Genomic DNA, 16,885 nt, shown 5'->3' on the forward strand with positions numbered 1-16,885 from the left:
CATGTCCGGTACGTCGTTTCGACCGGGTGCGCGGATGCCGCAGGCCAGGTTGAATGCGCGGATGGGAGAAGGGTGAGACAGCGTGGACACAGGTGTCCACCCTACGAAAAGCGCTAGGCCAGGCGGCCTGCGGCGATGGTCAAGGTCCGCCCGCAACGTGCCGCCATCGCCGGATCGTGGGTCACCAGCACGAGCGTCGAGCCGCGTTCGCGATTGAGTTCGAACATCAGCTGAATCACGGCCTCGCCGGTCGCGGCGTCGAGGCTGCCGGTCGGCTCGTCCGCGAACAGCAGCGGCGGTTCGGTGACGAAAGCGCGCGCCAGGGCCACGCGCTGCTGCTCGCCGCCGGACAGGTACTTCGGATAGTGCTTGAGCCGGCTCGACAACCCGACACGCCCGAGCATCGCTTCGGCCTTGGCACGGGCGTCGCCGTCGCCGCGCAGTTCGAGCGGCAGCATCACGTTTTCCAGGGCGTCCAGGTGGGCCAGCAGCTGGAAGGACTGGAACACGAAGCCCAGCTTGGCCTTGCGGAAGGCGGCGCGGCCGTCTTCATCGAGTGCGAAGATGTCGGTGCCGTCCAGCAGGACCTTGCCGCTGCTCGGCGTATCGAGCCCGGCCAGCAGGCCCAGCAGGGTCGACTTGCCCGAGCCGGAAGCGCCGACGAGCGCGAGCGTCTCGGCCGGTTGCACGGTAAAATCGATGTTGTGCAGGATGGTGAGTTCGCCGCTGGCGTCCGCCACCCGCTTCGACAGGCCGCTTACTTCGATGGCGGCCGGTCGTCCTTTTGCAGTGGCAGGATCATTTTTGAAAGCCTCGGGATTATCACGCATGCTTGCTATTCTCAAGAAATTGTCTGTCGGTGCGCTCATGCTGGCCGCGTCGGCGAGCGCCTATTCTGCACCAAAAACCGTCCTTGTGCTGGGTGACAGCCTCTCGGCCGAGTATGGCCTGACGCGCGGCGCGGGCTGGGTCGCCCTGCTCGAACAGAAGCTCAAGGCCGAAAAGATCGACGCGCGCATCGTCAACGCCAGCATCAGCGGCGAGACCACCAGCGGCGGGCGGGCGCGCCTGCCGGCGCTCTTGAACCAGCACAAGCCGCAGATCGTCGTCATCGAACTGGGCGCCAACGACGGCCTGCGCGGCCTGCCGGTGGCCGCGGCGGAAGCCAACCTGCGCGAGATGGCGACCATGTCGCAGAAGCAGGACGCGAAAGTCATGCTGATCGGCATGCGCATGCCGCCGAACTATGGCCGCGCATACACGGAACGCTTCTTCGGCATGTACCGGAATTTGGCGAAGGAAGTGAAGGCGCCACTGGTTCCCTTCATGCTCGAAGGCGTGGCCGACAAGCCGAGCCTGTTCCAGGCCGACCGCCTGCACCCGAACGCCCAGGCCCACCCGATTATCCTCAATAACATCTGGCCGACCTTCAAGGCCCTGATCCAATCACGATGAAATACCCCGCCGTACTGAGCTTCGCCGACATCTTCCCCGACCTGGATAGCTTCGACACCATCATCGACGCCCGCAGCGAGGGCGAATTCGCGCTCGACCACCTACCCGGTGCGATCAATTGCCCGGTGTTGAACGACGAGGAGCGCATCCGCGTCGGCACGCTGTACAAGCAGGTCGGCGCCTTCGAGGCGAAGAAAGTCGGCGCGCCCCTGGTCGCGCAGAACATCGCCCGCCATATCGATACGCTCTTCGCCGACAAGCCGCGCGACTGGAAGCCCCTGGTCTATTGCTGGCGCGGCGGCAACCGCAGCGGCTCGATGGCCCACATCCTTGCCAAGATCGGCTGGCCGGTGGTGCAACTCGACGGCGGCTACAAGGCCTACCGCGCCTACGTCAGCGAAGCGCTGGAGAACCCGCCGGCCGTGGACTTCCGCGTGGTCTGCGGCACCACCGGCAGCGGCAAGAGCCGCCTGCTCGAAACCCTGGAACAGGTCGGGGCCCAGGTCCTCGACCTCGAGCGCCTGGCGGCCCACCGCGGCTCGGTGCTCGGCCACCTGCCCGACGAACCGCAGCCGACGCAGAAGATGTTCGAAAGCCGGATCTGGGACAAGCTGCGTCACTTCGACCTGGACAAACCTGTCTTCGTCGAATCCGAGAGCAAGAAGGTCGGCAACCTGCGCGTGCCCGGCGCGGTGATGGAGCGCATGCGCGCCTCGCCCTGCATCGCCCTGACCCTGTCGCGCCCGAACCGCGTGCGCCTGCTGATGGAGGACTACCAGCACTTCGCGCGCAACGCCGACGCCCTCAACGGCCAACTGGAACACCTGGTGCAGCTGCACGGCCGCGTGAAGATCGACAACTGGCATGCGATGGCGAAGGCCGGCGCGATGCCCGAGCTGGTCGACCAGCTGCTGGTCGAGCATTACGACCCGGCCTACCTGCGTTCGATCGACCGCAACTTCGTCCAGTACGGCAAGGCGCAGGTGCTCGAGCTGGCGGACATCGGCCGCGAGGATTTCGTGAACGCGGCGCGGGCGCTGATGGCAGCGTAACACCTCACGCAGCGCGGACCGTAGGGTGGGCACGCCGTGCCCACGCGTTACGTGCCTGGCAGCAGTCCGTGGCCGCGATGACGCGCTCCGCGACGCCGGCAATATAGACAGCGCTAACGGGATGCTTTTCGACCACTACCAGTAAGCCACTTTAGCCTCGATATCCGATGCCAGCACTGTTCCGGCTTCCGCGTGGGCACAGCGTGCCCACCCTACGGTCGCCGCACGCGACTTCGGCGCACATCACGGAACCCGCGACGTAAAAAAACCCGGCTGCTCGCGCAGCCGGGTTTTTCTTCGTCCAGAGAACAGGCTTATTCGGCCTGGTCCGCCGGCTTGCTTGCCGACGCATGGATCTTCGCCTTGGCCTTGGCCTTGACCGCCTCGACGAAGTTGTAGAGCTCGGCCTGGCCCACCAGGCCGTTGATCTGCTGCGCCTCCTGGGCGCGGCGCGCCTGGTCGACCTGGGCCGGCTGCGACACCTTGCCGATGCGGTAGACGCCATAGCCCACGTTCGGCACTTCCACGCCCACATAGGCCGGCAGCTTGGTCACGTCGGCCTTGAACACGGCCAGGGCGGCGGCGGTGTTGATGGTCGGCTCCTTGGTGCGCGACAGGACCTTGGTCTCGCCGAAACCGGCGGCGTCGCCCGATGCCCTGGCAGCCTTCAGCTTGGCTTCACCGGCCTCGCGCGCCAGGCGCAACGCTTCTTCCTGGGTCACGCGCTGGCGGATCTGGGCTTCGACTTCGGCCAGCGGGCGCTTGCTCGCCGGCTTGAATTCGACGACACGGCCCGCCACCAGGACAGCCGGCGCCACTTCGACGGCTTCGGTATTACGCTTGTTCTTGATCGAATCGTTCGAGAACAGGGCGGTCAGGAACTTCTCGTTGTTGAACGGTGCGGCGCCCAGGGCCGGGTTCGGCTTGCGGGTCAGGCCGTCCGCGGTCTGGATTTCCAGGCCCAGCTTGTCGGCCGCCGGCTTCAGACTGTCCGACTGCTCGTACACGATGTCGTTGAAGCTCTCGGCCAGTTCCGAGTACTTCTTCGACAGCTTGGATTTCTTCAGCTCCTCGGCGATCTCGGCCCTCGCCGCTTCCAGCGGCTTCTGCTGGGAGGGCTTGATCGAGGTAAGCTTGATGATGTGGAAGCCGAATTCCGACGGCACGATGCTGCTGACTTCGCCGTCCTTGAGCGCGTAGATCGCGTCCTCGACCGGCTTGACGAAAGCGCCCTTCTCGACCACGCCGAGGTCGCCGCCCTGCGCGGCCGAACCCGGATCCTGCGACTGCGCCTTGGCGATCGCGGCAAAGTCGGCCGGGTTCTTGCGTACTTCGGCCAGCACCGCTTCGGCCTTGGCTTTCGCAGCCGCTTCTTCGGCCGGCTTGGCGCCCTGGGCCTTGGTGATCAGGATGTGGCTGGCGGTACGCTGCTCGGGCGTCACGAAGCGCGCCTGGTTGGTCTTGTAGAACTGCTCCACTTCGGCGTCGGTGACCGAGACCTGCTTTTCGACTGCCGCCGAATCGAGCACGACGTATTCGGCCTTCACCTGCTCCGGAATCTGGAACAGCTGGGCGTTCTTGTCGTAGAAGGCCTTGACCATCTCGTCGGTGACCTTCACCTGCGGCAGGTAGTTCGCGATCGGGAACAGCAGTTCCTGGACTTCGCGTTCCTGGTCATTGATGTTCGAGATGCGGTCGGCGACCGAGCGCGGCGCGAACGCGGTCGACTGGATCGAACCGGCCAGCTGCTGGATCGCCATGTCGCGACGCATGCGCGCGTCGAACATTTCCGGAGTCATGCCCTGGGCGGCCAGCGCAGCCTTGTACTGGTCCATGTCGAAGCTGCCGTCCGGCTTCCTGAAGCCCTGGATCTGGTTGATCGCCTTGAAGATGGCCTGGTCGCTCACGGTCAGGTGATTGCGGGCGATCTCGGCATTGATGGCGCGTTCGGCGACCAGGTTTTCCAGCACTTCACGCTTGGCTTCCGGCGTGTCGAACATCTTCTGGTCGAACTGCGGGCCCAGTTGCTGGCGCGCCTGGTCGATCTGGCGGCGCTGGGCATCGTCCCATTCCTGCTGGGTGATGCTGCGACCATCGACCTCGGCCACGCCGGCGGCGCTGTCGCCACGGTTCTGGTAGCTGTCGACACCGACGAAGATGAACGAAGGCACGATCAACAGTGCCAACACACCGTACATCACGCGCTTGTTGTTACGTACAAAATCAAACATGGTCACCAATCACTCTGGAAATGGCTTCAAAGCACAAGTTAAAAAAAAAGGCGAACTCGCGTTCGCCTCTTCTCTGTGGAAACGCCATCCTGGCGCCCCGGAAATGCTGAATCTGGCGGAGCGGACGGGGCTCGCCTACGTTACCGCAGGCCGCGGAATCCCTTGCAAGGGATTCCCTTCTCACCCCAACTCGCGCTCCCCGCAGGGGGAGCGCTTTTTTCACCACAATTTTGGCGGAGCGGACGGGGCTCGAACCCGCGACCCCCGGCGTGACAGGCCGGTATTCTAACCAACTGAACTACCGCTCCAAATTCGGAGTATTTTGAGTGGCGGAGCGGACGGGGCTCGAACCCGCGACCCCCGGCGTGACAGGCCGGTATTCTAACCAACTGAACTACCGCTCCACATCAAATACAAGGTATTGCCTGCCTGGCTGGTGAAAGCTGAGAGGCTAGAGCTTCTCACCTCAGGAGATCATCGACCTCAAACATACCGCCAGACATTCTTCTCTGCATGTCACTGCAGAGAAGGCATTAGTTTACAGCATCTTTTAACGCTTTACCAGCCTTAAATTTCGGGACCTTGGCGGCCTTAATCTTGATCGGTTCCTTGGTACGCGGATCGCGGCCGGTGCGGGCAGCGCGTTCACCCACGGTGAAAGTGCCGAAGCCAACCAGGGTCACGCTGTCGTTCTTCTTCAGCGTCGCGGTCACGGCTTCGATCATGGCGTCGAGTGCGCGCGTAGCCGAGGCCTTGGTAATGTCCGCGGATTTCGCGATTTCTTCGATCAGTTCAGTCTTGTTCACTCTATCCTCTTGTACGTTCTGACGCGGCAGCGCTGCGCCTTCCTGCAAAAAACTGCAAGGGCGTATTAAACAAGGGGGATTTGCTTCTGTCAAGCAACAAATTGGGCAAACGGCGCGTAGAGACTCGCGATACGTAGGGTGGGCACGGCGTGCCCACGCGGAACGATGAGCATTGTTGGCGGCTCAAACAGCATAGTGTTAGCGCCACAAGTACTGCACGTTCAGCGAGCGAATTGTCCGGGCAGCGAACTCCGGACAGGCGCGTAACGCGTGGGCACGGCGTGCCCACCCTACGGGAAACGGTCAGGAAAATCCAAACACCGAGCGCCCGAAACAAAAAGAGGCGCCCGCAGGCGCCTCCTTCATACTGCGATCAACTCAGCGATCAGTGCTTGACCACGTCGCCCTGCCCTTCGGCCGAGCTCGACGGCGTCACCGACACGGCCGGCACGTCGACCAGCGGTTCCGGCTGGCGTTCCAGCGCAACTTCCAGCACCTTCTCGATCCAGCGCACCGGCACGATCTCGAGCTTGTTCTTGACGTTGTCCGGAATCTCGGCCAGGTCCTTCACGTTCTGCTCGGGGATCAGGACCGTCTTGATGCCGCCGCGATGCGCCGCCAGCAGCTTTTCCTTCAGGCCACCGATCGGCAAGACTTCGCCGCGCAGCGTGATCTCGCCCGTCATCGCCACGTCGGCACGGACCGGAATGCCGGTAAAGATCGACACCAGGGCCGTGGTCATCGCGATACCGGCGGACGGACCGTCCTTCGGGGTCGCGCCTTCCGGCACGTGGATGTGGATGTCGCTCTTCTCGAACACCTCGTTCTTGATGCCGAGACGCTGGGCACGGCTGCGCACCACGGTACGTGCCGCCTCGATCGATTCCTTCATCACGTCGCCCAGGGTACCGGTGCGGATGATGGCGCCCTTGCCCGGCACGTTCACGGCTTCAATCGTCAGCAGGTCGCCGCCGACTTCGGTCCAGGCCAGACCGACCACCTGGCCGATCTGATTTTCCTTCTCGGCCACGCCGAAGTCGTAGCGGCGCACGCCCAGGAACTTGTCCAGGTTCTTGCTGCCGACGACAACGCGCTTGTCGCTCTTCTTCAGCAGCAGCATCTTGACGACCTTGCGGCAGATCTTCGAGATTTCACGCTCGAGCGAACGCACGCCGGCTTCGCGGGTGTAGTAGCGGATGATGTCGCGGATCGCGGCTTCTTCCACCTTGATCTCGTCGTCCTTCAGGCCGTTCGCCTTGACCTGCTTCGGCAGCAGGTAGCGTTGGGCGATGTTGGTCTTCTCGTCCTCGGTGTAGCCCGACAGGCGGATCACTTCCATCCGGTCCAGCAGGGCCGGCGGGATGTTGAACGAGTTCGAGGTCGCCACGAACATCACGTCCGAGAGGTCGAAGTCGACTTCCAGGTAGTGGTCCGAGAAGGTGTGGTTCTGTTCCGGATCCAGCACCTCGAGCAGGGCCGACGACGGGTCGCCGCGGAAATCCGCACCCATCTTGTCGATCTCGTCGAGCAGGAACAGCGGGTTGCGCACGCCGACTTTCGCCAGCGATTGCAGCACCTTGCCCGGCATCGAGCCGATGTAGGTACGACGGTGGCCGCGGATCTCGGCCTCGTCGCGCACGCCGCCCAGGGCCATGCGCACGAACTTGCGGTTCGTGGCGCGGGCGATGGACTGGCCCAGCGAGGTTTTACCGACGCCCGGCGGACCGACGAAGCACAGGATCGGGGCCTTGAGCTTGTCGACGCGCTGTTGCACCGCGAGGTACTCGAGGATGCGTTCCTTGATCTTCTCGAGGCCGTAGTGTTCGGCTTCGAGCACCTTCTCGGCGTTGGACAGATCGTTGGCAACCTTCGACTTCTTCTTCCACGGCAGCGACACCAGGGTGTCGATGTAGTTGCGCACGACGGTGGCTTCGGCCGACATCGGCGACATCAGCTTGAGTTTCTTGATCTCGGCGGTGGCCTTGTCCAGTGCCTCTTTCGGCATCTTGGCGGCGATCACCTTCTTCTCGAGTTCGTCGATATCGGCGCCGTCTTCGCCTTCGCCCAGTTCCTTCTGGATGGCCTTGACCTGTTCGTTCAGGTAGTACTCGCGCTGCGACTTTTCCATCTGGCGCTTGACGCGGCCGCGGATGCGCTTCTCGACCTGCAGGATGTCGAGTTCGCCTTCCAGCTGGCCGAGCAGGTGCTCGAGGCGCTTGGCGACGTTGAAGATTTCCAGGATGACTTGCTTCTGCTCGAGTTTCAGCGGCAGATGGGCGGCAACGGTGTCGGCCAGGCGGCCGGCGTCGTCGATACCGGCCAGGGATGCGAGGATCTCCGGCGGGATTTTCTTGTTCAGTTTGACGTACTGGTCGAACTGCTGAACGATGGCGCGGCGCATCGCCTCGACTTCGGAGTCGTCGCCGATTTCCGAACGCAGCGGGGTCAGGTCGGCCACGAAATGGGTCGGTGCGTCCGTGATGTGATCGATTCGCGCACGCTGGGCGCCTTCCACCAGCACCTTCACGGTGCCGTCGGGCAGCTTCAGCATTTGCAGGATGTTGGCAACGCAGCCGATCTCGTAGATGTCGGCAGCGGAAGGTTCGTCTTTGGCGGCAGCCTTCTGGGCGGCAAGCATGATGCTCTTGCCCTGCTCCATCGCAGCCTCGAGGGCCTTGATCGATTTCGGGCGGCCAACGAACAGGGGTATCACCATATGGGGAAACACGACCACGTCGCGCAACGGCAGGAGGGGCAGCGTCGTTTGCTCGGTTAATTTGGAAGTTGTCATGGCATACCTTATAAAAAGCGTGTAGACGATGTTGGGCGCACACGGTGAAAACTCAAGACCGGCCAACACATATTTCTTCGAATTAAAAAAGACGTTCGAGAATGCAACCTGGCCGTTCCAATAAAATCCCCGTCTGAAATAAAAAAGCCACCACGCGACCGTAGTCGCGAGTGGCTTTTCGATTGAAGCCGGATGCTTTTATTGAGGTAAATTGTACCGCCAAGCACCCGGCGCACAAGCGCTTTTGTGGTTTCCGCGCGGAATTTTTTAGTTTTCGCCCGAAGCCTTTGCGCTTTCGCTGTAAATCAGCAATGGTTTCGCGCCGTTCGTGATCGTATTTTCGTCGATCACGACCTTCACGACGTTTTGCTGGCTTGGCAGCTCATACATCACGTCAAGCAGCGCGTGTTCCAGGATGGAACGCAGGCCGCGTGCGCCGGTCTTGCGTGCCAGCGCCTTCTTGGCGATCGCATGCAGGGCCGCCGGGCGGATTTCCAGTTCCGCGCCTTCCATTTCCAGCAGTTTCGAGTACTGCTTGATGAGCGCGTTCTTCGGCTCGATCAGGATCTGGATCAGCGCTTCTTCGGTGAGTTCGCTCAGGGTTGCTACGACAGGCAGACGGCCGACAAGTTCCGGGATCAGTCCGAACTTGATCAGGTCTTCCGGCTCGGCCTCCATCAGGATCTCGCTGTTCGAGCGCTGGGTCTGGCTCTTGACGCTGGCCGCGAAACCGATGCCCGACTTCTCGGAGCGGTTCTGGATGATCTTGGCCAGGCCGTCGAAGGCGCCGCCGCAGATGAACATGATGTTGGTCGTGTCGATCTGGACGAAGTCCTGGTTCGGGTGCTTGCGCCCGCCCTGCGGCGGCACCGAGGCCATGGTGCCCTCGATGAGTTTCAGCAGGGCCTGCTGCACGCCTTCACCGGAAACGTCGCGCGTGATCGACGGATTGTCGGACTTGCGCGAGATCTTGTCGATTTCGTCAATGTAGACGATGCCGCGCTGGGCCTTCTCGACTTCGTAGTTGCAGCTTTGCAGCAGCTTCTGGATGATGTTCTCGACGTCTTCGCCCACGTAGCCGGCTTCGGTCAGCGTGGTGGCGTCGGCGATCACGAACGGTACGTTCAGCATGCGCGCCAGCGTTTGCGCCAGCAGGGTCTTGCCGGAACCGGTCGGGCCGACGAGCAGGATGTTGCTCTTGGCGAGTTCGACGTCGTCTTTCTTGCCGAGGTGCTTGAGACGCTTGTAGTGATTGTAAACAGCAACAGACAGGATGCGCTTTGCTGTTTGCTGCCCGATCACGTACTGATCGAGCAGTTCGGCAATCTCGTGTGGCGTCGGCAGATCGGACTTGGCGCCCGCCACCGACTCGACGTTCGAAGTCTCGTCGCGGATGATGTCGTTGCACAGGTCGATGCACTCGTCGCAGATGAAGACCGAAGGTCCTGCGATGAGTTTCTTCACCTCGTGCTGACTCTTGCCGCAGAACGAGCAGTACAGAAGCTTTTCGCCGCTGGAGGATTTTTTGTCAGACATGGGGGCAGGTATTTAGTGATTTGCTATGAATATAACGCGATTACGGAGCGCGCAACACGACTGCGCACACCGCCATGCTACCCGAAATAAAAAACAAACGCCCGAACGTATTCGCGCCCGGGCGTTTTTCAGCAACACCTTGTGGGATGCCTCAAGCGCGGCTGGTCAAGACCTTGTCGATCATGCCGTATTCCAGGGCCTCTTCGGCCGACATGAAACGGTCACGGTCGGTGTCCTTGTGGATCTGCTCGATGCTCTGTCCGGTGTTCTCGGCCATGATGCGCGCCAGGCGCTCGCGCAGGTACAGGATTTCCTTGGCCTGGATCTCGATGTCCGACGCCATGCCCTGCGAACCACCGGACGGCTGGTGGATCATCACGCGCGAGTTCGGCAGCGAGAAACGCTTGCCCTTCGCGCCTGCCGCCAGCAGGAAGGCGCCCATCGACGCCGCCAGGCCGGTGCACAGGGTGGAGACGTCCGGCTTGATGAAGTTCATCGTGTCGAAGATCGCCAGGCCTGCCGAGACCGATCCGCCCGGCGAGTTGATGTAGAGCGAGATGTCCTTGTCCGGATTCTCGCTCTCCAGGAACAACAGCTGGGCAACGATCAGGTTGGCCATCTGGTCGTTGACAGGACCGACGAGGAAAATCACGCGCTCCTTGAGCAGGCGCGAGTAGATGTCGTACGCACGCTCGCCGCGGCCACTTTGTTCAACTACCATCGGCACGAGGCCGAGTGCTTGGGTGTCCAATGCCGGATTACGGTTCATACCTGTCTCGTTCCTTGTAAAAAGGGCTTAGATAAGGGTGCATCGGTAGGCTCAAAAGATGAGCCTACCCATTTCCTCAAGCCTGCGGGTTGCTACCCATCAATTCATCGAAAGCGATGGTCTTGGTGCTGACCTTCGCCTTGCCAAGCACATAGTTAACGACGTTTTCTTCCAAAACAAGGCTTTCCACTTCGCCCAGGCGACGGCGGTCGCTGTAGTAGTACTTCAGCACTTCCTTCGGATCTTCGTAGCTCTGTGCGAAGTCTTCGATCTGCGCTTTCACCTGCTCCTGGGTGGCTTGCAGGTTGTTGTCCTGAACCAGTTGCGACAGGATCAGGCCCAGGCGCACGCGGCGCTCTGCCTTCTCGGCGAACAGTTCCGACGGGAACGGCAGGTTCTTGACGTCCATGCCGCGCTGGGCCATGTCCTGGCGGGTCTGCTCGGCCAGGCGCTCGGAGTCCTGCTCGATCATGACCTTCGGCACGTCCATCTCGGTGACCTTGACCAGGGCGTCCATCACGGCTTCCTTGTTGCGGGCCTTGATGCGGGCGTTGACTTCACGCTCCAGGTTGGTCTTGATGTCGGCGCGCATTTTTTCGATCGAGCCGTCTTCGATGCCCAGCGACTTGGCGAACTCGGCGTCGACTTCCGGCAGATGCGCCCATTCCAGGTTCTTCAGGGTGATGGTGAACTCGGCGGTCTTGCCGGCCACGTCCTTGCCGTGGTAGTCCTCGGGGAAGGCCAGCGGGAAGGTCTTGCTCTCGCCGACTTTCAGGCCGACGGTAGCGGCTTCGAATTCCGGCAGCATGCGGCCTTCGCCCAGCACGAAAGCGTAGTCGTCGGCCTTGCCGCCGGCGAACTCGACGCCGTCGATCTTGCCGACGAAGTCCACGGTCACGCGGTCGCCGTTGGCGGCAACGGCTTCGCCGCCGTCGCCGTGCTCGCCGGCTTCGCCCTTGGTGTGGTAGTGCACGCGCTGCTTGCGCAGGATGTCGATGGTCTTGTCGATTTCGGCGTCGGTCACCTCGGTGGCGACGGTTTCGATCTCAACCGCGGCCAGGTCGCCGATGACGACTTCCGGGAACACTTCGAAGGTCGCGTCGAAGGCCAGCATGCCTTCCGGTGCGTCCTGCTTCGGCTCGATTTTCGGGAAACCGGCAACGCGCAGCTGGTTTTCGTTGGCGGCCTCGTTGAAGGCGCGGCCGACGCGGTCGTTCAGCACGTCGGTCTCGATCTGGTAGCCGTACTGGGCTGCGACCATTTTCAGCGGCACTTTGCCCGGACGGAAGCCAGGCGCCTTGGCGGTCTTGGCCTGCTGCTTGAGGCGTTTTTCAACTTCCGTACGGACGTCGCTCAGCGGAAAAGTGATCGTCAAGCGACGCTCGAGTTTACCCAGGGTTTCGACTGCAGTTGCCATCGTAAAAATCGTCCAAAAAAATAATTATTCGTGGTGCGAGGAGGGGGACTCGAACCCCCACACCATTGCTGGCGTCAGGACCTAAACCTGGTGCGTCTACCAATTTCGCCATCCTCGCTCAGGATTGCATATTGCCACAAAAACAAAGGGCGCCCGACAGTGAAACCGGCCGCCCTGCACTCCTTCGTCTAGGGGCTACAACTTCAACCCGGTATTTTACTGGATTTTCTGACACTAGAGGGAGTGAATTTTGTGTCAAGCACGGGGCGTGGGCGTTTAATTGCAGGTTGCGGTGCACAATGAATCGAGATAAGCCGTCTCTATTTGGAGGTTGAAACGGCGCGGGTTCGAGAACCCACCCTACGCTCTGCCTCTGATCTGCCGATGAAACAGCGTGGACACAGGTGTCCACCCTACAAGAGCGGGTTTCGCAGGGTGGACTCCCGAGTCCACGCTGTATGGCACTCACGCAGACCCGGGAGCTCCGACTTGCGCGACATCCGCAGGGTGGGTTCTCGAACCCGCCGCAACGCACGCCCGAATCGCCGAAACGCGTCCTCTCCAGTCAAGCCGCCGGCTTCTTCACCCTGAACCAGGCCGCATACAGCGCGGGCAGGAACAGCAGGGTGAGCGCGGTCGCCACCAGCAGGCCGCCCATGATGGCGACCGCCATCGGCCCCCAGAACACCGAACGCGACAGCGGGATCATGGCCAGGGCCGCGGCCGCCGCGGTCAGCAGGATGGGGCGGCAGCGGCGCACCGCCGCCTCGACGATCGCGTCCCAGGCCTCGGCGCCGTTCTTGATGTCCTGCTCGATCTGGTCGACCAGGATCACCGAGTTCCGGATGATCATGCCGAACAACGCGATCACGCCCAGGTTGGCCACGAAACCGAATGGACGGTCGAGGATCAGCAGCGCCATCGCCGCGCCGGCCACGCCCAGCGGCCCGGTGAGGAAGACCAGCAGCGAGCGCGAGAAGCTGTGCAGCTGCAGCATCAGGAGCGTGAACACGATGAACAGCACCAGCGGCACGTTGGCCGAGATCGAGGCCTCGGCTTCCGAGCTGTCGGCGGCCGCGCCTTCGAGCGTGATGCGGTAGCCGGCCGGCAGCCTGGCGCGCAGCTCGGCCAGCTTCTCGCCGACCTGGCCGGACACCGTCGGCCCCTGGATGCCGGGAACCACGTCGGACTGGACCATGATGGCCCACTCGCGGCCCTCGCGCCAGATGACGCCGGGCTCCCACACGAATTCCACGCGCGCCACCTGGCCGATGGTCACCGGACGGCCCGACGCGGTCGGGATGTTCGTGTCGCGCAGCACCGTGATGGTCGAGCGCTCCTCCAGCGGCTGGCGCACCACGATGTCGATCAATTCGTTCGTTTCGCGGAATTGCCCCACCGTGGTCCCCGACAGCACCGTGTTCACGGCGCGGCGCACCGACTGCGAGGTCACGCCCAGGGCGCGCAGCTTGTCCTGGTCGAGGTCCAGCCGCAGCACCTTCACCGACTCGTTCCAGTTGTCGTTCACGCCCACCGCGTTCGGGTTCGCGCGCAGCACGTCCTTGACCTGGTCGGCCAGGCCGCGCACGACGCCAATGTCGGGACCGGCGACCTGGAACTGCACCGGATAAGGCACGGGCGGCCCGTTCGGCAGCAGTTTCACGCGCCCGCGCACTTCGGGGAATTCGTTCCTGAACACCTCCTCGATCTTCAGGCGCAGGGTCTCGCGGTGCGCGGCGTCGACGGGCAGCACCACGAACTGCGACACGTTCGACTGCGGGAAGATCTGGTCGAGCGGCAGGTAGAAACGCGGACTGCCGGTGCCGACATAGCTGGTGATGCTTTCCACACCCTCCTGCTTGCGCACGAAGGTCTCGAACTTCTTCACCAGCGCCTCGTTGGCGGCAAAGCTGGTCCCTTCGGGCAGCCACATCTCGACCATCAGTTCGGGACGGCTGGAATCGGGGAAGAACTGCTTCTCGATAAACTTGAAGCCGAAGACCCCGAGCACGAACACGGCAAGGCTCAGCGCGATCGTGGTCCAGCGGAATTCGACGCACCAGTTCACCAGGCGGCGGAAGCGACGGAAGCCCGGGGTGTCGAACACGTCGTGCGAAGACTGGGCGTGGCCATGCGGTTTCACCTTCAGCAGCAGGAAGCCGATGTAGGGCGTGAAGGTGACCGCCACCACCCAGGACACCAGCAGGGCGATCGCGTTCACCGAGAACATCGAGAATGTGTATTCGCCCGCCGCTGATTTCGCCAGGCCGATCGGCAGGAAGCCGGCGGCCGTGATCAGGGTGCCGGTCAGCATCGGGATCGCGGTCGAGGTATAGGCGAAGGTCGCCGCCTCGAAGCGCGACAGTCCCTCCTCCATCTTCCTGACCATCATCTCGACCGCGATGATGGCGTCGTCGACCAGCAGGCCGAGGGCGATGATCAGCGCGCCCAGCGACACCTTGTGCAGCGAGATGTCGAGCATGCGCATGAAGAGGAAGGTGATCGCCAGCACCAGGGGGATGGTCAGCGCCACCACCAGGCCCGGACGCACGTCGATGGACAGCCTGGGCTTGGTATGCAGGCCGAGCGCGACGAAGCTCACCGCCAGCACGATGACCACCGCTTCGATCAGGGTGTGGATGAATTCGCTGACCGAAGCGGTGACCGCTTGCGGCTGGTTCGACACGCGTTCGAGCTCGATGCCGACCGGAAGCTGGGCGCGGATGCGCGTCACCGTCGCGTCCAGCGATTCGCCGAGCTGGATGATGTTCCCGCCCTTCTCCATCGACACGCCCAGGCCGATCACTTCCTTGCCGTTGAAACGCATCTTGTCCGTCGGCGGGTCCTGGTACTCGCGCTTCACGGTGGCGAAGTCGCCCAGCCGGAAGGTCGTGCTCCCCGCGCGCAGTTGCAGGTCTTCCAGCTCCTTGGTGGTGCGGATCGCGCCGGTGACGCGCACTTGCAGGTTGTCCGTCGGCGTGACCAGCACGCCCGAGGCCTCGACCCCGTTCTGGGTCGCGATCTGGTTGACGATCTGCTCGAAGGGCACGCCCAGTTGCGCGAACTTCTTGTTCGAGAACAGGATGTTGACCTTCTCGGCCTGCACGCCGAACTGCTCGACCTTCGCCACCAGCGGCACCCCGAGCAGCTGCTGGCGCACGAAGTCGGCGTAGTCCTTCATCTCGGCGTAGGTGAAGCCGTCGCCCGAGAGCGCGAAGATGGAGCCGTAGGTGTCGCCGAATTCGTCGTTGAAGAAGGGCCCGATCACGCCCTGCGGCAGGGTGCCGGCGATGTCGCCGATCTTCTTGCGCACCTGGTACCAGGAGTCCGGCACGTCCTTCGGCGGCGTCGACTCGCGCAGTTCGAGGATGATGGTGGTCTCGCCCGGCTTGGAGAAGCTGCGGATCTTGTCGATGTGGGGCGTTTCCTGGAGCTTGCGCTCCAGCTTGTCGGTCACCTGCTCGGCCATCTGCACGGCGGTGGCGCCGGGCCAGACCGCGCGCACGACCATGGCGCGGAAGGTGAAAGGCGGATCTTCGTCCTGGCCCAGCTTCTGATAGCTGAATATGCCGCCGAGCAGCAGGGCGGCGATCAGGAAACGGGTCAGCGGGATGTTTTCGAGCGCCCAGCGCGACAGGTTGAAGCCCTTCATTTGGCGGCCCCGCCGTCAGCGGGCGCCACGGTCGCGGCAGGTGTTCCAGAAGCGGCCGCCTCGGTGTCGCCGCGGCGCGCCACGTCGGTGGTGAGGATGCGCACCTTCTGGCCATTCCTCAGCAGGTTCACGCCCGCCGTCACGATCGTCTGGCCCGGCTTGACGCCGGCGCCGAGCAGCACGTCGTTGCCCGCCTGGCCCGCGATCTGGACCGGCACCAGCTTGACGGCGCCATTCTCGACGATCCAGACGCTGGTCACGCCCTTCTCGTGATGCAGCGCGGTGAGCGGCGCGCGCAGGCCGCCGTTGCCGCTGCGCGAGGCGAACTGCACGGCCGCGGTCATGCCCAGGCGCACGTCCGGACGCGGCGGGATCGCGACCTTGGCGGTGTAGGTGCGGGTGGCCGGATCGGCCACCGGCGACACTTCGCGCACACGCCCCGGAATCGCTTCGCCCGGGTTGGCCCAGAGGCGCACGGTGACGGAATCGATTCTCCGGATCTCGTCGACGCGGTCCTCGGGGATGCCGATCACGACTTCCATCTCGTCGGTGCGGGCCACGCGCACCACCGGCGTGCCGGCGTTGACCACCTGCCCGACCTCGGCGTCGATGCCGGTGACCACGCCGTCGATGTCCGACTCCAGCTTGCTATAGCCGGCCTGGTTGGACTGGCCGCGGAAGGCGGCGCGCGCGGCATCGGCTTCGGCCTGGGCCGCGCGCAGGGCGGCGCGCTTGGAATCGAGCACCGACTGGCTGACGAAATTCCTAGCGCGCAGTTCCTGGTAGCGCTTGTAGTCGGAGCTGGCCAGGTCGCGATTGGTCTCGGCCGCGCGCAGGCTGGCCTGGGCCTGGCTCGCCGCCAACCTCAGGTCCTGGGGATCGAGCTGCATCAGCACGTCGCCCTTCTTCACGATGGCGCCGATGTCGACCTTGCGCTCGACGATCTTGCCGGCCACGCGAAAGCCCAGGCGCGACTCGATACGCGGGCGCACCTCGCCCGAGAATTCGGCGCTGGCGCCGGGCGCGCCCTGGCTCAGAACGATGGCGCGCACCGGGCGCACGTCGTCAAGCTTCTTCTCGTCCTTCGAACAGGCCGACAGGGCGAGCGCCAACAAAGGGAGGACGAGGGCGGCCAGCGGCCGGCGCAGTCGGGTGAAGTCGGACACGTTTCTTATT

Annotated in this window: 11 protein-coding genes and 3 tRNA genes; 2 read left to right on the top strand and 12 right to left on the bottom strand. The window is 63.2% G+C overall.

Annotated elements, in window-relative coordinates; translation table 11 throughout:
• Positions 1 to 113: 113 nt before the first annotated feature.
• Positions 114 to 830, bottom strand: a complete 717-nt coding sequence (locus ACSUZJ_RS14300; RefSeq protein WP_499409188.1) for an ABC transporter ATP-binding protein — start codon at positions 828 to 830, stop codon at positions 114 to 116.
• On the opposite strand from ACSUZJ_RS14300, the gene ACSUZJ_RS14305 reads away from it, so the two are divergent.
• Both ACSUZJ_RS14305 and mnmH read left to right on the top strand, forming a co-directional pair.
• A complete protein-coding gene (locus tag ACSUZJ_RS14305) occupies positions 829 to 1,455 on the top strand; it encodes an arylesterase (RefSeq protein ID WP_499409190.1) in 627 nt (208 codons plus the stop codon). The genes ACSUZJ_RS14300 and ACSUZJ_RS14305 overlap by 2 nt on opposite strands.
• A complete protein-coding gene (gene mnmH / locus ACSUZJ_RS14310; RefSeq protein ID WP_499409192.1) occupies positions 1,452 to 2,507 on the top strand; it encodes a tRNA 2-selenouridine(34) synthase MnmH in 1,056 nt (351 codons plus the stop codon). The genes ACSUZJ_RS14305 and mnmH overlap by 4 nt, the downstream gene beginning before the upstream one ends.
• 314 nt (positions 2,508 to 2,821) lie before the next feature.
• Here the strand turns inward: mnmH and ACSUZJ_RS14315 are convergent, their stop codons facing one another.
• The 11 genes from ACSUZJ_RS14315 to ACSUZJ_RS14365 form a co-directional block, all read right to left on the bottom strand.
• Complete coding sequence (locus ACSUZJ_RS14315) at positions 2,822 to 4,738, bottom strand: SurA N-terminal domain-containing protein (RefSeq protein WP_499409194.1); 1,917 nt, start codon at positions 4,736 to 4,738, stop codon at positions 2,822 to 2,824.
• A gap of 231 nt (positions 4,739 to 4,969) precedes the next feature.
• Positions 4,970 to 5,046: transfer RNA gene (locus ACSUZJ_RS14320), tRNA-Asp, on the bottom strand.
• A 19-nt stretch (positions 5,047 to 5,065) separates the two neighbouring features.
• Positions 5,066 to 5,142: transfer RNA gene (locus ACSUZJ_RS14325), tRNA-Asp, on the bottom strand.
• Positions 5,143 to 5,271: 129 nt separating this feature from the next.
• Positions 5,272 to 5,544 (bottom strand): HU family DNA-binding protein, encoded by a 273-nt coding sequence (locus ACSUZJ_RS14330; RefSeq protein ID WP_290423305.1) that lies wholly within the window; start codon positions 5,542 to 5,544, stop codon positions 5,272 to 5,274.
• Positions 5,545 to 5,929: 385 nt separating this feature from the next.
• Positions 5,930 to 8,335, bottom strand: coding sequence for an endopeptidase La (gene lon / locus ACSUZJ_RS14335; protein ID WP_499409196.1), 2,406 nt, complete (start codon positions 8,333 to 8,335; stop codon positions 5,930 to 5,932).
• A gap of 267 nt (positions 8,336 to 8,602) precedes the next feature.
• Positions 8,603 to 9,871, bottom strand: coding sequence for an ATP-dependent Clp protease ATP-binding subunit ClpX (gene clpX / locus ACSUZJ_RS14340; RefSeq protein ID WP_499409198.1), 1,269 nt, complete (start codon positions 9,869 to 9,871; stop codon positions 8,603 to 8,605).
• Between the two features lie 151 nt (positions 9,872 to 10,022).
• The gene (clpP, locus tag ACSUZJ_RS14345; protein WP_499409200.1) at positions 10,023 to 10,640 is read right to left on the bottom strand and encodes an ATP-dependent Clp endopeptidase proteolytic subunit ClpP; all 618 of its coding nucleotides are present in this window, start codon (positions 10,638 to 10,640) and stop codon (positions 10,023 to 10,025) included.
• A gap of 76 nt (positions 10,641 to 10,716) precedes the next feature.
• Complete coding sequence (tig, locus tag ACSUZJ_RS14350) at positions 10,717 to 12,057, bottom strand: trigger factor (RefSeq protein ID WP_499409202.1); 1,341 nt, start codon at positions 12,055 to 12,057, stop codon at positions 10,717 to 10,719.
• 31 nt (positions 12,058 to 12,088) lie between these two features.
• A tRNA-Leu gene (locus tag ACSUZJ_RS14355) sits at positions 12,089 to 12,175 on the bottom strand.
• 447 nt (positions 12,176 to 12,622) lie between these two features.
• On the bottom strand, positions 12,623 to 15,709 hold the full coding sequence (locus ACSUZJ_RS14360; RefSeq protein WP_499409204.1) for an efflux RND transporter permease subunit: 3,087 nt from the start codon (positions 15,707 to 15,709) through the stop codon (positions 12,623 to 12,625).
• Positions 15,706 to 16,875 carry an efflux RND transporter periplasmic adaptor subunit gene (locus ACSUZJ_RS14365; RefSeq protein ID WP_499409206.1) on the bottom strand — a complete coding sequence of 390 codons (1,170 nt, stop codon included), beginning with the start codon at positions 16,873 to 16,875 and terminating at the stop codon, positions 15,706 to 15,708. The genes ACSUZJ_RS14360 and ACSUZJ_RS14365 overlap by 4 nt, the downstream gene beginning before the upstream one ends.
• Positions 16,876 to 16,885 lie beyond the last annotated feature (10 nt).

Source organism: Telluria sp. B2, from assembly GCF_051789535.1.
In the GTDB taxonomy this organism is placed as follows: Bacteria; Pseudomonadota; Gammaproteobacteria; order Burkholderiales; family Burkholderiaceae_D; genus Telluria.

Coding starts and splice junctions, on each gene's coding strand:
- ACSUZJ_RS14305 (WP_499409190.1), top strand. CDS start 829: ATGCTTGCTATTCTCAAGAAATTGTCTGTCGGTGCGCTCATGCTGGCC.
- ACSUZJ_RS14300 (WP_499409188.1), bottom strand. CDS start 830: ATGCGTGATAATCCCGAGGCTTTCAAAAATGATCCTGCCACTGCAAAA.
- mnmH (WP_499409192.1), top strand. CDS start 1,452: ATGAAATACCCCGCCGTACTGAGCTTCGCCGACATCTTCCCCGACCTG.
- ACSUZJ_RS14315 (WP_499409194.1), bottom strand. CDS start 4,738: ATGTTTGATTTTGTACGTAACAACAAGCGCGTGATGTACGGTGTGTTG.
- lon (WP_499409196.1), bottom strand. CDS start 8,335: ATGACAACTTCCAAATTAACCGAGCAAACGACGCTGCCCCTCCTGCCG.
- clpX (WP_499409198.1), bottom strand. CDS start 9,871: ATGTCTGACAAAAAATCCTCCAGCGGCGAAAAGCTTCTGTACTGCTCG.
- clpP (WP_499409200.1), bottom strand. CDS start 10,640: ATGAACCGTAATCCGGCATTGGACACCCAAGCACTCGGCCTCGTGCCG.
- tig (WP_499409202.1), bottom strand. CDS start 12,057: ATGGCAACTGCAGTCGAAACCCTGGGTAAACTCGAGCGTCGCTTGACG.
- ACSUZJ_RS14360 (WP_499409204.1), bottom strand. CDS start 15,709: ATGAAGGGCTTCAACCTGTCGCGCTGGGCGCTCGAAAACATCCCGCTG.